Below are 12,389 nucleotides of genomic sequence, written 5' to 3'. Positions count from 1 at the left end.
TCTAGCTACTCGCTTTGGATGGTGTCGAGGCGGTGGATTTGCCCACCGACTCTGCCAGTAAAGACTTCATCACGCTGATGGTCATCAAGATCACTAACACGCTGATGGGCAGGGCAGTGACCATGTTTGCGGTTTGCAGGGCTCGTAACCCACCGGCAACCAACAATACCGCGGCGACGGCACCGATCATGGTGCCCCAGAATACCCGAAAGCGCTTGGGCGGGTTGTCATTGCCCATCGACAAAATCGTGGTCAGCACGAGGGTACTTGAGTCTGACGAGGTAATAAACCAGCTAAACAGCAAGAAGATCATCATGGCGTTGAGAATCCAACCCCAGATCCCGCCACCAGTAATGCCGTCAGCGGTAGCAAACAGCGCCGCAGGTAAGTCCCAACCATTGACCAAATCAATAATCCCAGCGGTGCCAATCCCGGCATCGGCAACAAGCTCTTGATGTAACGCGTTACCGCCAAAAATCGCCAGCCAAGCAAAAATCATCAGTGTTGGCGCACACAGCACGCACACGACAAACTCGCGCAAGGTGCGGCCGCGAGAAATACGCGCAATAAACAGGCCAATAAAAGGCGCCCAGCCAATCCACCAACCCCAATAGAAAATGGTCCACGCGTTTTGCCACGCAGAGGGGCCTTGCGCCTCTGGGAACCACAGCCCCATCGGGATAAATTCGACCAAATAGTCGCTCAGTGAGGCACCAAAAATCTGCACTAACCAAGCCGTGGGCCCGCCGAATAAAAAGTAGGCAATCACCAGTGCGGAGACGATGATGTTCCACTCAGAAATGATTCGGATCCCTTTGCCGACGCCTGAGAGAGACGACAAGATGGAAGCCACAGAAATCAATGCAATAAGAATAACTTGCGTCGTCACGCCCGGGTCGATGCTGAATAGGCGATTCAGCCCCACGGCAATCTGACTGACACCGAGCCCCAGCGAGGTGGCGACACCGAACACGCAGCCAAGCACCCCCAAGATATCGATAATATGGCCGATAGGGCCGTAAATACGATCGCCAATCAGAGGGTGCACCGTGGAACGTAGCGCGAGAGGCAGCTTTTTGCGAAACGAGAAATAGGCGAGCGCAAGGCCCACAATCACATACACCGCCCAGCCATGAAAGCCCCAATGGAAGTAGGTGACACGCAATGCATCGGCGGCGCGATCAAAGCCCATGGTGGTGGCACCGGCCATATCTGCATACGGGTTGTTGGGGTAGCCGAACGCACCACTTGTATCAAAGTAGAGCGTGGGTTCGGCTACCCCAAAAAACAGTATGCCAACGCCGACACCGGCGGAAAACAACATGGATAACCACGAGAAGGTGCTAAACTCGGGCCGGTCATCGTCATCACCTAAACGAATGTTTCCTAAACGGGTGACGGCAATCGTCAAGCTAGCGACAAGCAATAGCACCAGTACCAGCATGTAATACCAACCAAACGTCGATTCCACCCATCCACGAGCAGCGGCAAATACACGACCGGCTAAATCAGTATTAAATCCGGTAAAAAACACGAAGACACAAACCAGGAGAGTCGCGGCGATCATCATATTTTTATGAACACCTTTAAACAGGCCAGTCTGTGTGACGCAATCGGCAAACGGATGCTGCAATGTACTCGCATTGCTCGCATCCGACGTACTTCGTGTTGACATGAATCATTCCTCTTATAACAACAAAACGCGCAACAATTTACGCAACGTGACCAGTCTTTGCAAAAAAAAGAGTCATTAGTCACATTGTGTTGGATTGAAGTGCTGAGAAAAGCAGCGAAATGTGTCGATAAGACGGCCAGTGGAAGATTGTCTTCGTACACTGAGAACGGATAAGAATTGGAATAGATTGTCTAGGAGTCAGGTGATGAAACCACAATCTGCTTCACGCGATACCATGCTGCAACTTGGGTACCTTGGCTTGCTTCCTTTTATTGGCGGCGTTCTCGTCACTTGGGGCGATCTGACCTTATTTGGTCTCACTGGTGAGCAGCTTTTTTTAAGTTACAGCGCGGTGATTTTAAGCTTTTTGTCCGGCGTTTTATGGGGGAATGGTATCGATCATTTTTCTCATAAACTGAGCCGAAATGCGTTACTGCTGAGTAACTTGTTTGCACTACTGGCCTGGGGGGCGCTGATTCAAGGCGCGACGCAATACTTGATTGCTACCGGGTTGCTTGCCATCGGTTATTTAGCGGTATGGCTAGCGGAAAAATGGATCCGAAACAGCGAGAGTGGAGACACGTCCTCCGCCTATCAAACCATGCGTAGCCGCTTGACGGTGGCGGTTGTAGCTTGTCATGGATTGCTGCTTCTTGTGGTGTGAACAGAAAAAGGCCATAAACAAAAACCCTACCGAGAATGAACCTATTGCAGCAATAGGCCGTACCCGTTACTTCGTGCGTAAAAAAACAATTAACTTAATAACGGGATTAAGGGTAGTGGGGTAACCAATGACGATTATACAGTATTTACGCGTGGTGTTTCTTGCACTAGGCATTGCAGTAGCGGCGAGTGGGGCGTACTTGTTCAGCGAAATAAGCACCGTCAAGGCACAGTTTAATGATGTGGTAGAGCGTAATGTGCGACTGCTGAGCACTGTGTCTGACTTGCGTTACTACACCGTCACTTATCGCCGCTTCGCACTAGATTACGGTTTAACCGATGACAAACAAGAACATCGCGATATTCTGGTGAAAATTGAGCGCAACGACCAAGAGGTTGGCGAAGCGCTCGATCGAATGAAAGCACTCACGGTGACGGACAATAATACAGAGGCCGTAGCCACTATAGAAACGCGCCTTAACAATTACAGTGACATGCAAAACGATTACATTTCGCTTATCGATAATGGCCGACTGGGCGATGCGCGCCGCAAAATGTTGGGCCCCATGTTGGCACCGTTTGACCAGATAGTCGCAAACTTGGCGACGTTACAAGAGACGCTGGAAGACCAAGCCAATGCGATAAAGACGCGAGAATCGGAAAAAATCGAGCGATTAATTTATATCGGTATTGCCGTGATTGTCGCACTGATTGTGTTGATGGCGGGTGTGGCGTTATTGCTACAACAGCGCATACGTGGGCCGCTGGCGCAGCTGGTTACCCAGATGCAACGGGTGGAAAGCGGTGATCTTACCCAACGTTTGGATCTCGACACGTTTAACCGCGACGAGTTGGGGCAAGCAGCTCATACCTTTGCGCAAATGCAAGAAAGCATTACAGCGTTGATTGGATCTTTAGTGAAAGGCACTCAGCGTTTACAAACAGTGAGTGATGAATTGTCGACCCAGGTGAGTCACACCGTGAACAGTGTTGAACAACAGCGGGGTGAACTATCACAGCTTGCCAGTGCGATGACACAAATGGAGTCCACGTTTGGGGAAGTGGCGAGCAATACGGTGAATGCCGCGGAGCACACTGATAAGACGCGTGAATACGCGGAGCAAGGCCGGCAGACCTTTGAACAATCTTATCAGCAAAGCGTGGCGGCAAAAGATCAAGTTAACGAAGCATCACAAGTGATTGAAGCGTTAACTGAAGACAGTGAGAATATTGGCAAAGTCTCGGAAGTGATTAGTACCATCGCCGAGCAAACTAACTTGCTTGCACTCAACGCGGCCATTGAAGCAGCTCGCGCGGGCGAAGCGGGTCGAGGCTTTGCGGTCGTGGCTGACGAAGTGCGTGGATTGGCGACTAAAACCCAATCATCGACCGATGAAATTAATCAAATTATCGAGGGGCTTCAAACCAAAGCGCGTCAAGCCTACAAAGTGATGAGCGATAGCCAAACCCTGACACAAAAAGGGCTGGATGATGCTAAGCGTGCGGCAGAAGCGATTGATACCATTAATGATGCCACGCAGCAGGTATCAGAAATGACCGGTGCGATTGCTACCGCAACCGAAGAGCAAACCACAGCAGCGGCGGACCTGAACCAAAATGTGTCGGTGATTCACCGTGCAGCGGAGTCGCTTGCTGAGACCGCAGAGCAAACCCGTCAAGCCTATGAGCGCTTGGAAAAAGAAAACGCGAGTATCAAAGAGCAAGCGGAAGCCTTTAGGCTCGGATGATGTGCACTAAGCACGAGGCACTAAACAAAAAAAGTGCGCCCACGCGGCGCACTTTTTTATTACCTTGGCAATGTCTGTCAGCGTTAGCGAAATAAGTACAAAGACAAAAAATAGTTAATGTTTTGATTGATCGTTCGGAGCACGGCGGTCAAGCCTGCCTCGCTATGCTCAGTCACATCCCAGGGTACAAATTTTCCATAATCAGGTAATGGTAATCCTGATTGCACGGCAGCGGGGTTCATCGCAACCAGATAATCAACATACGTCAATCTGAGCTCGGCCAGCGGGGACGGCGTGATCCCGGACGTAGAGAGTTGAAACTGAATTAACGCTTTTGACGCTTGCGCCGTATGCATAGTGCTGGATGTATGTGCGCAGTGGACCTCAAAAAAACTGCTGGCTTTGTTTACCATCACCGCGGCGGCCATCAAAGAGGCACCGTGCTTACCATCGCATAAAAATAAAACCACTGGCTTACCCAGCGCGGTATCACCATGTACGGGTGTCTCGTCGGCACGCGCGCCTAACGAGACTTTGTCTTTGGCATCTATCATTGCCTTTACTCATCTAAAAAGTGGAAGACAGGACGTGCAATGGCGCATCTAGCCAACGCGCATCAGCCCTGGATGAGTTTATCCTAGCCCGCCATACACACAGCGCCAGCGTGGTAAAAACAACTTTTGAATCTGTTACCAATGCGTGGCGCTGTCATCAAACCTTCATGATTGCATAAAGGAACTGTCACTTTGTGCTCTTAATGTGTCTCCCCGTTAACCGAGTTCTTCGTTATGTGTAGATAAACTGATTTGCACAGCACTAACTTAAATAATCGACTTGGAGGTTGATGTGAAACTTAAAGCTCTCTTTGCAGCTACTACAGTATCAATGGCCGTGCTGGCCTCAGGTAGCGCAACGGCCGCAAACCGTGATTACATTAGCATCGTTGGCTCTTCTACCGTTTACCCTTTTGCTACTGTAGTTGCTGAGCGCTTCGGTCGCACGTCGCAATACTCAGTACCTAAAATCGAATCAACCGGTTCAGGCGGCGGTCTTAAGCTGTTCTGTGCAGGCGTCGGTGAAAACACCCCAGATATCACTAACGCATCACGTAAAATCAAAAGCTCGGAAATTGACCGTTGTAAATCAAACGGCGTGGACGACATCGTTGAAATCAAAATCGGTTATGACGGCATCGCGCTGGCGAACTCGAAAATGTCTCCACAATATGACTTGAGCTTGAAAGAGATCTACACCGCGCTTGCCAAAACTGTGCCAGACGGTAACGGCAACTTCATCGATAACCCAAATGACACGTGGAAAGACGTGAACCCATCACTGCCTAACACCAAAATTGAAGTGCTAGGTCCACCACCAACATCAGGTACGCGTGACGCCTTTGTTGAGCTAGCAATGGAAGCGGGCTGTGCCGAATACCCAGAAGTGGCAGCGCTTGAAGACAGCAACGAAGACAAGTTCAAAGCGATTTGTCACGGCATGCGTGAAGATGGTGCGTTCATCGAAGCGGGTGAGAACGACAACCTTATCGTGCAAAAGCTTGAAGCAAACCCAGATGCACTTGGCATCTTCGGTTACAGCTTCCTAGAGCAAAACGCCGACAAGGTACAAGGCTCAAAAATCGCGGGTGTTGAACCGACATTTGACGCGATTGGTAGTGGCGAGTATCCCGTATCACGTTCACTGTACTTCTACGTGAAAAAAGCACACGAAGACGTGATTCCAGGTCTTAAAGACTACGTGAGCGCATTCACTGCTGAAGATGCCATCGGCAACATGGGTTACTTGGCTGACCGTGGCCTTATCCCACTCGACAACAGTGAATGGAAACAAGTACGCAGCGCCGCAGTTGACCTAAAACCAAACCTGTAAGCGCAGTGTGAACACGAAAGGGTGGCACACATGAGGTGCCACCTTTGTGCGTGTTCAGGAGGAACAATGACAACACCCATGCTGATGACCGTAATTGCTGTCATTGCAATTTCAGGCTTTTTTATTGCTCGATCACGCTCAATCAAGCTCGCTGATACGGCAGGCGGATTGAGTAAGCTTCATTCTCGTCCTAATTATTACGGCTCTTATGTTGCGATTCTCGCGGCTATTCCGGCACTGGTTCTCTTATTGTTGTGGCAAGCGGTAGAACCCAACTTGATCCACAGTTTGGTGATGGCACAGATATCTGATTCGTATGTGACGCAGTTCGGCAATGTCGACTTGCTATACAGTCAGATTGGAAACGTTGCTCGTGGCATCACCCAAACTGACGATGCTGTCTTGTTGGCAGCGGCTGACCATTATCAAATGCTGAACCAACTGGGAACGACATTGCGTTTCACCGCAATGACATCGCTCGCGTTAGCGGGGTTAGCTTTTGGCTGGCGCTCTCTGCGATTACGTCTTCGTGCTCGAAATCGAGTAGAAAATGTGATGCAGGCTTTTCTGCTGCTTTGTTCAACACTCGCCATTTTAACCACACTGGGCATTGTGCTATCGGTGCTGTTTGAGGCACTACGCTTTTTCCAAATGATCCCGGTCACTGAGTTTATCTTTGGTACTGAGTGGTCACCGCAAATTGCTTTGCGCGCCGATCAACAAGCGGCCAGCGGCTCGTTTGGTGCGATTCCGCTGTTTACCGGCACTTTGATGATCTCGTTTATCGCCATGTGTATCGCGGCGCCAGTCGGGTTGATGAGTGCGATCTATTTGGCCGAATATGCATCGCCGCGTGTGCGGGGTATCGTCAAACCGATTTTGGAAATCCTCGCGGGAATTCCAACCGTGGTTTATGGTTTCTTCGCAGCATTGGTCGCCGCACCGTTTATCCGTGATGTGGCACAGGCGATCGGCTTTAGCAGTGCGTCGTCAGAGAGTGCATTGGCTGCCGGTGCGGTGATGGGGATCATGATTATTCCTTTCGTTTCGTCATTGTCAGACGATGTGATCACCGCCGTACCGCAATCTTTGCGTGATGGCTCGTTCGGGCTGGGTGCCACGCCGTCAGAAACGGTTCGCAAGGTTGTTTTACCGGCTGCGTTACCCGGGATTGTGGGCGGCTTATTGCTGGCAGTCTCACGTGCAATCGGCGAAACCATGATTGTGGTGATGGCGGCGGGTCTGTCCGCGAATCTAACGGCTAATCCACTTGACTCAGTGACCACAGTAACGGTGCAAATTGTCACGCTACTCGTGGGTGACCAAGAATTTGATAGTCCAAAAACCTTGGCAGCGTTTGCTTTGGGTCTGACGTTATTTGTTGTGACGCTCGCACTTAACGTTATTGCGCTGAACATCGTGAAGAAATACCGGGAACAATATGACTGATAGAATCGAAAAACTGGCGCAAGAAAAGCGCGCAAGGGTAAAGGCCAGCTTAGCAAAGCGCCGCGGGAAAGAAGGACGTTTCCGTTTTTACGGTATTGGTTCTATTTTCCTTGCGTTTACCTTCTTGGTTTTATTGCTCGGCTCGATCGTCTCGCAAGGCTACACGGCTTTCTACACCACGGAAATTCGCTTGACCGTTGATTTAAGTGAAGAAAACCTAGGGATTGAAGGCAAGCCATTAAACGACGAAACCCTTAAATACCTGGGTTATCGCTCAGTGCTGGCAGATGCCATTTTTGATGCCATGCCGGAGGTGACGTCGCGCGGTGACAAACGTGAGCTGTTCCGTTTCCTGTCTAACGGCGCCGAGTACGACTTGCGCGACCGTGTGGCGGCCAATCCTGACCTGGTGGGCCAAGAGATCGAAATTTGGGCACTCGCGGGTGACAACGTCAACCAGTTTAATAAAGGCAATATTGATGGCAGCTTGCCGGAGTCTTATCGCCAGTTTAAAGACAAACACATTGGTTGGTTCAACCAGCTTAAAGAAGACGATCGTGTTCGCACCGTGTTTAACTCGCGCTTTTTCACCAATGGTGACAGCCGTGATGCTGAACTTGCTGGGATCTGGGGCGCGACCGTAGGCTCTTTCTACACGCTGCTGGTGACACTGGCATTAAGCTTCCCCATTGGGGTAGCGGCCGCAATTTACCTGGAAGAGTTCGCACCACGTAATCGCATCACTGAGATTATTGAAATCAACATCAATAACCTGGCTGCGGTACCGTCGATCGTGTTTGGTTTACTGGGCTTAGCCGTGTTTCTCAACTTTGCCGACCTGCCGCGTTCTGCGCCGGTTGTGGGCGGCTTGGTACTGACACTGATGACATTGCCAACCATCATCATCTCGAGCCGTGCCTCTATCAAAGCGGTACCGCCATCGGTACGTGATGCTGCCTTGGGTGTCGGCGCATCGAAAATGCAAATGGTGATTCATCATGTGTTGCCATTAGCCATGCCTGGCATGCTGACCGGCACCATTATCGGCATGGCGCAAGCGCTGGGTGAAACCGCGCCGCTACTGATGATTGGTATGGTGGCCTTTATCGTGGATATCCCCTCAGGGCCCCTTGATGCTGCCACTGCGTTACCCGTTCAAATCTATTTATGGGCAGAGAATCCTGAAAAGGGCTTTGTCGAAAACACCTCTGGCGCAATCATGGTATTGCTGGCGTTCCTTGCTCTGATGAATGCCTGTGCCGTGATTCTGCGTAAGCGTCTTGAGCGACGCTGGTAAGTCGGGAGAAACAACCATGACGACGACAACAATGAACAACCTAGCCATGACCGAAGAAGTAATAGAAACCACGCCGCAAAACACGGCGGCACCGACTGAGACGTGTGGTGTGCCTTTTGTAGAGAACCCGCGTATGACGGCTCGTAATGTCTTTGTCAATTACGAGAACGGCTCAAAATCAGCGATCACCGATGTCAGCCTGGATATTGGTGAAAAAGAAGTCTTGGCGATGATTGGCCCGTCAGGCTGTGGTAAATCCACCTTCTTACGCTGCCTCAACCGCATGAATGACACCATTCCTGGCTGCCAAGTGTCGGGCGATATTATTTTGGATGGCGAAGATATCTATCATCGTGACACCGAAATTGTTGAGCTGCGCTCGCAAGTGGGCATGGTATTCCAGCGTCCTAACCCGTTCCCAAAATCGGTTTACGATAACGTGGCATATGGTCCACGTATTCATGGCCTGGTTGACGGCAAAGATGAGTTAGATGGCCTGGTCGAGCAATCACTGACGCGCGCAGGGCTTTGGAACGAAGTGAAAGACCGTCTGGATCAACCAGCAACAGGCCTATCAGGCGGCCAGCAGCAGCGTCTATGTATCGCACGTACTATTGCGGTCGCACCGGAAGTGATCTTGATGGATGAGCCTTGTTCGGCGCTTGACCCCATTGCCACCGGTATCATTGAAGAGCTGATTGCCGATCTGAAGAAAAACTTCAGCATTGTGATTGTCACGCACTCGATGCAGCAAGCGGCACGTGTGTCTGATCGCACCGCTTACTTCCACCTTGGCGACTTGGTTGAAGTAAACAGCACACAAAAAGTCTTTAATGACCCTGAGCACAAACTGACCTCTGATTACATTAACGGTCGTTTTGGTTAAGCCGAGATGGCGCTGACCCAGCGCCATTGGGTATAGAGCAGGGGCGTTTGCTGATTATTTCGGCGTTTAGCGATAAAAGTGCAAAAAGTCACTTTACATCAGCCACCTCTGCTCATACTATACGACCCGTTCCGGAGAGATGGCTGAGTGGTTGAAAGCACCGGTCTTGAAAACCGGCAAGGGTTAATAGCCCTTCTAGGGTTCAAATCCCTATCTCTCCGCCACATACCGAAAGCCGCTGCTCAGTCAGCGGCTTTTTTGCATTTATTGTCCCGCAAACTCCCAAACCCTGACCTCACCAACATTTTAGGCGATTCTGTCTAAACAGCTATTCTGCACTTTGGTATTCTAACCCTTTATATTTCTGCCTCTTACATGGCCTTTTGGACGCCGCTAACCAACGGCGGTAGCTTGAAATGCAACAAAACGCCTACATAGATGCACGCTTTCTCATAACCGGTTCACACTTTCCCTGGGCGAAAAATAAAAAAAACAATAATAATCAATTAGTTAAAAGTAAAAGCGCGGGGATAATGTGAACACCTAAACCGGGATAGGCGGCATGCACACTATCACCGAAGAGGGCTTGATGAGATAGATGGAAAAACTGCTTGTTTATCATTAGGTTATGGATAGAACAGGGCGTGTAACGGTTTTGACAAATCGAGCACGCGCACTAATACAATGTTAAATTTCATGGAGGGTACAGTGGATAAAATTGCGATAATAGTATCGATATTCTCAGCTGCGATTGCTTTCGTCGCTCTTTTGACAGCTGTTCTAAATAAGAAGCAGGACATGAGACCATGGATTGCTATTGAGCATGTGGAGTTTGAGCCAACGGATGAAAACTTTAGAGTGAATGCTAAGGTAAAGAACGTATCTGGTGGGCCAGCATTGAATTTAAAGTTTCATACAGTAATAGGTGGTAAATCTGATTCTCAGAGCATGGGAACACCTACGATTTTACCTGGGCAATTACTAGAAATGCGTTCGTCAAATATCTCTGGGGTGAATTCGGAAAACTTGAAACGACTAGATGTTAAAATTGAGTTCAATATCGAATTTGATGATGCGTATGGTCACCCATACAGCATTACTCAAAAAATTACTCCATCTTGTAAGTTATTTGACTACACACCCAAAATAGGACGTTCATTCAGGACGTTGTGGTTGAAAATTTAACACATATGAGCCCTTCTCCAGTCAATAGGCAATAGCATTTTTTTGGCTGCGCAGCAGCCAATGCTCTCGAACAACAAAGTCGTCTACTTCGTTTTGTCATTTCCGCCATTAAGTCATTGCTTACGGCAAACACATATAGAAGGTCTCTTACTGCGGTCTCACCGCTGCCTGCCAATCATATGACAGGGCCATTAGACATTACTTCCCGTTCCCACGCAGGAGCGTGGGAACGAGTTATAGAGAATGACTTTTCCGTGGTCATCCACCGCGTGAAGAGAAAAGTGGTGCTTGGCGAGATCAACGCCACAAAAGAATTGAGTAGACATGGTTACCTCCGGTATTAAAGGCCGCACCTAAGTGTGGCAGATCTTCAAGAGGGGGAATCCATGTCATTCGTTAACTTACAACAAGTGGTAACTTCGAATGAAAGAAATCTTAGACAACGCAGGGATAATATTAGGATCAGGTATATTCGGTTCTCTTATTACTCTGTTGTTTACTCGCTATGATAAAGACAAGAGCATTATCATTCAGAATATCACTCAAGAACGCCAAAGATGGCGTGAGAAAATCAGAGATTTAGTAGTTGAGATAAACGAGAGTAGTATAGGAAATAATTGGCAGAAAGTTACTGAGGCAAGAGCTCAACTTCAGGTGCTAGTTAATCCCTATGATGAAAATGATAAAGGTATTATCGACCGAATAGTGACTTTGGAAGTCAATAAGGATACTTCGGCGTTACTGGAAATAAATGACAGTATCTCAAGGTTACTTAAGCATGACTGGGAGAGAGTTAAGAAAGAAACAACTTTCTTCATTACAGCTAAAGGGTTAATGCTAGCAGCAATAACAGTAGCTATTCTAGGGTTTGTTTTCACGCTGACTGGTTATAACGTTGATGGCATGACTCCGTTAGAAGTGTTGTTTTTTGTAGCGTTTCTTTTTTCTATACCACACTTGTACCAACTAACTTTAAGAGTGCTCTTGTGGTTATTGAATTTAACTAAGGTCGGGGCTAAATCAGCTCCTATGATTTACTGGTTAATGGATAAACCTTATAGATGCCCAATGAAAGACGAAAGTATCAAATATGAAGTCACCGTTAAGGATGATCACGATCATGCACTTAGCTACATGGTGACAGTCAAAAAAGTAAGTTAACAAACAATTCAAGCAGATTCTGGACTTGGTCCGTTTTACTGGACACGAAGAAGAGATCATAAAAAGTAGGGGGTTGTTCATTCTTATGTATTCCAAGGATGAATAACTCACAAGAGAACATAATGAATACAATAAACATCCAGTATTATAAACATCCTTATGCCGAATTTATCCTTGGTTCGTATCAAGGTAAGCTTTGCTTGTGTGACTTCCGGTATCGCAAGATGAGAAGTGCTGTTGAGAGGGTGTTCATAGTTCTGTGTCACCCAACGTTTAAAGATCTACGTAGTCGTCGAGCCGCCCTTCGAAGTGGATGCTCAGTTGGGACAATGTCAGGTTCCAATTCTGCACCGGATGCGTCCACTTCTCTGACGCCTTCAACATACCTGCATACAGCAACTTGAGCAATGCGTTCTCGTTGGCAAAGCCACCCTTGGT

General features: G+C 48.6%; 10 protein-coding genes, 1 tRNA gene and 2 pseudogenes. 9 read left to right on the top strand and 4 right to left on the bottom strand.

The window, feature by feature from the left end:
- Position 1 precedes the first annotated feature (1 nt).
- Entirely contained in the window at positions 2–1,675 is a 1,674-nt protein-coding gene (locus BZG23_RS15135) for a BCCT family transporter (RefSeq protein WP_077607417.1), read from the bottom strand.
- 205 nt (positions 1,676–1,880) lie between these two features.
- Between BZG23_RS15135 and BZG23_RS15130 the strand changes: the two genes are divergently transcribed.
- Together BZG23_RS15130 and BZG23_RS15125 are read left to right on the top strand one after the other, a co-directional pair.
- Complete coding sequence (locus BZG23_RS15130) at positions 1,881–2,339, top strand: DUF3429 domain-containing protein (RefSeq protein ID WP_241837224.1); 459 nt, start codon at positions 1,881–1,883, stop codon at positions 2,337–2,339.
- Between the two features lie 127 nt (positions 2,340–2,466).
- Positions 2,467–4,086, top strand: a complete 1,620-nt coding sequence (locus BZG23_RS15125) for a methyl-accepting chemotaxis protein (RefSeq protein ID WP_077607416.1) — start codon at positions 2,467–2,469, stop codon at positions 4,084–4,086.
- A gap of 83 nt (positions 4,087–4,169) precedes the next feature.
- Here BZG23_RS15125 and BZG23_RS15120 read toward each other — a convergent pair whose 3' ends face one another.
- Positions 4,170–4,640 carry a hypothetical protein gene (locus BZG23_RS15120; RefSeq protein ID WP_077607415.1) on the bottom strand — a complete coding sequence of 157 codons (471 nt, stop codon included), beginning with the start codon at positions 4,638–4,640 and terminating at the stop codon, positions 4,170–4,172.
- A 292-nt stretch (positions 4,641–4,932) separates the two neighbouring features.
- Between BZG23_RS15120 and BZG23_RS15115 the strand changes: the two genes are divergently transcribed.
- The 6 genes from BZG23_RS15115 (at position 4,933) to BZG23_RS15090 (ending at position 10,790) form a co-directional block, all read left to right on the top strand.
- Positions 4,933–5,973 carry a substrate-binding domain-containing protein gene (locus BZG23_RS15115; RefSeq protein WP_077607414.1) on the top strand — a complete coding sequence of 347 codons (1,041 nt, stop codon included), beginning with the start codon at positions 4,933–4,935 and terminating at the stop codon, positions 5,971–5,973.
- 66 nt (positions 5,974–6,039) lie between these two features.
- Positions 6,040–7,422 (top strand): phosphate ABC transporter permease subunit PstC, encoded by a 1,383-nt coding sequence (pstC, locus tag BZG23_RS15110; protein WP_077607413.1) that lies wholly within the window; start codon positions 6,040–6,042, stop codon positions 7,420–7,422.
- The gene (gene pstA, locus BZG23_RS15105) at positions 7,415–8,719 is read left to right on the top strand and encodes a phosphate ABC transporter permease PstA (RefSeq protein WP_077607412.1); all 1,305 of its coding nucleotides are present in this window, start codon (positions 7,415–7,417) and stop codon (positions 8,717–8,719) included. The genes pstC and pstA overlap by 8 nt, the downstream gene beginning before the upstream one ends.
- Before the next feature lie 133 nt (positions 8,720–8,852).
- Positions 8,853–9,605: a phosphate ABC transporter ATP-binding protein PstB gene (pstB, locus tag BZG23_RS15100; protein WP_241828133.1), complete on the top strand. Its 753-nt coding sequence runs from the start codon at positions 8,853–8,855 to the stop codon at positions 9,603–9,605.
- A 133-nt stretch (positions 9,606–9,738) separates the two neighbouring features.
- Positions 9,739–9,829 (top strand) — tRNA-Ser (locus tag BZG23_RS15095).
- Between the two features lie 484 nt (positions 9,830–10,313).
- Complete coding sequence (locus tag BZG23_RS15090; protein WP_077607410.1) at positions 10,314–10,790, top strand: hypothetical protein; 477 nt, start codon at positions 10,314–10,316, stop codon at positions 10,788–10,790.
- A 218-nt stretch (positions 10,791–11,008) separates the two neighbouring features.
- Here the strand turns inward: BZG23_RS15090 and BZG23_RS16875 are convergent.
- Positions 11,009–11,116, bottom strand: a pseudogene (locus tag BZG23_RS16875) (IS110 family transposase); the annotation flags it as partial.
- Between the two features lie 97 nt (positions 11,117–11,213).
- Here BZG23_RS16875 and BZG23_RS15085 point away from each other — a divergent pair.
- Positions 11,214–11,951, top strand: a complete 738-nt coding sequence (locus BZG23_RS15085; protein ID WP_077607409.1) for a hypothetical protein — start codon at positions 11,214–11,216, stop codon at positions 11,949–11,951.
- A gap of 273 nt (positions 11,952–12,224) precedes the next feature.
- Here the strand turns inward: BZG23_RS15085 and BZG23_RS16515 are convergent.
- Positions 12,225–12,389: pseudogene (locus BZG23_RS16515) on the bottom strand (IS256 family transposase); the annotation flags it as partial.

Source organism: Salinivibrio sp. ML290 (assembly GCF_001995695.1).
GTDB lineage: Bacteria > Pseudomonadota > Gammaproteobacteria > Enterobacterales > Vibrionaceae > Salinivibrio > Salinivibrio siamensis.
The sequence above is the reverse complement of the archived record's forward strand: the minus strand, read 5'-3'. Positions and strand labels throughout refer to the sequence as shown.

Coding starts and splice junctions, on each gene's coding strand:
- pstA (WP_077607412.1), top strand. CDS start 7,415: ATGACTGATAGAATCGAAAAACTGGCGCAAGAAAAGCGCGCAAGGGTA.
- BZG23_RS15120 (WP_077607415.1), bottom strand. CDS start 4,640: ATGATAGATGCCAAAGACAAAGTCTCGTTAGGCGCGCGTGCCGACGAG.
- pstC (WP_077607413.1), top strand. CDS start 6,040: ATGACAACACCCATGCTGATGACCGTAATTGCTGTCATTGCAATTTCA.
- BZG23_RS15125 (WP_077607416.1), top strand. CDS start 2,467: ATGACGATTATACAGTATTTACGCGTGGTGTTTCTTGCACTAGGCATT.
- BZG23_RS15135 (WP_077607417.1), bottom strand. CDS start 1,675: ATGTCAACACGAAGTACGTCGGATGCGAGCAATGCGAGTACATTGCAG.
- BZG23_RS15085 (WP_077607409.1), top strand. CDS start 11,214: ATGAAAGAAATCTTAGACAACGCAGGGATAATATTAGGATCAGGTATA.
- BZG23_RS15130 (WP_241837224.1), top strand. CDS start 1,881: ATGAAACCACAATCTGCTTCACGCGATACCATGCTGCAACTTGGGTAC.
- pstB (WP_241828133.1), top strand. CDS start 8,853: ATGACGGCTCGTAATGTCTTTGTCAATTACGAGAACGGCTCAAAATCA.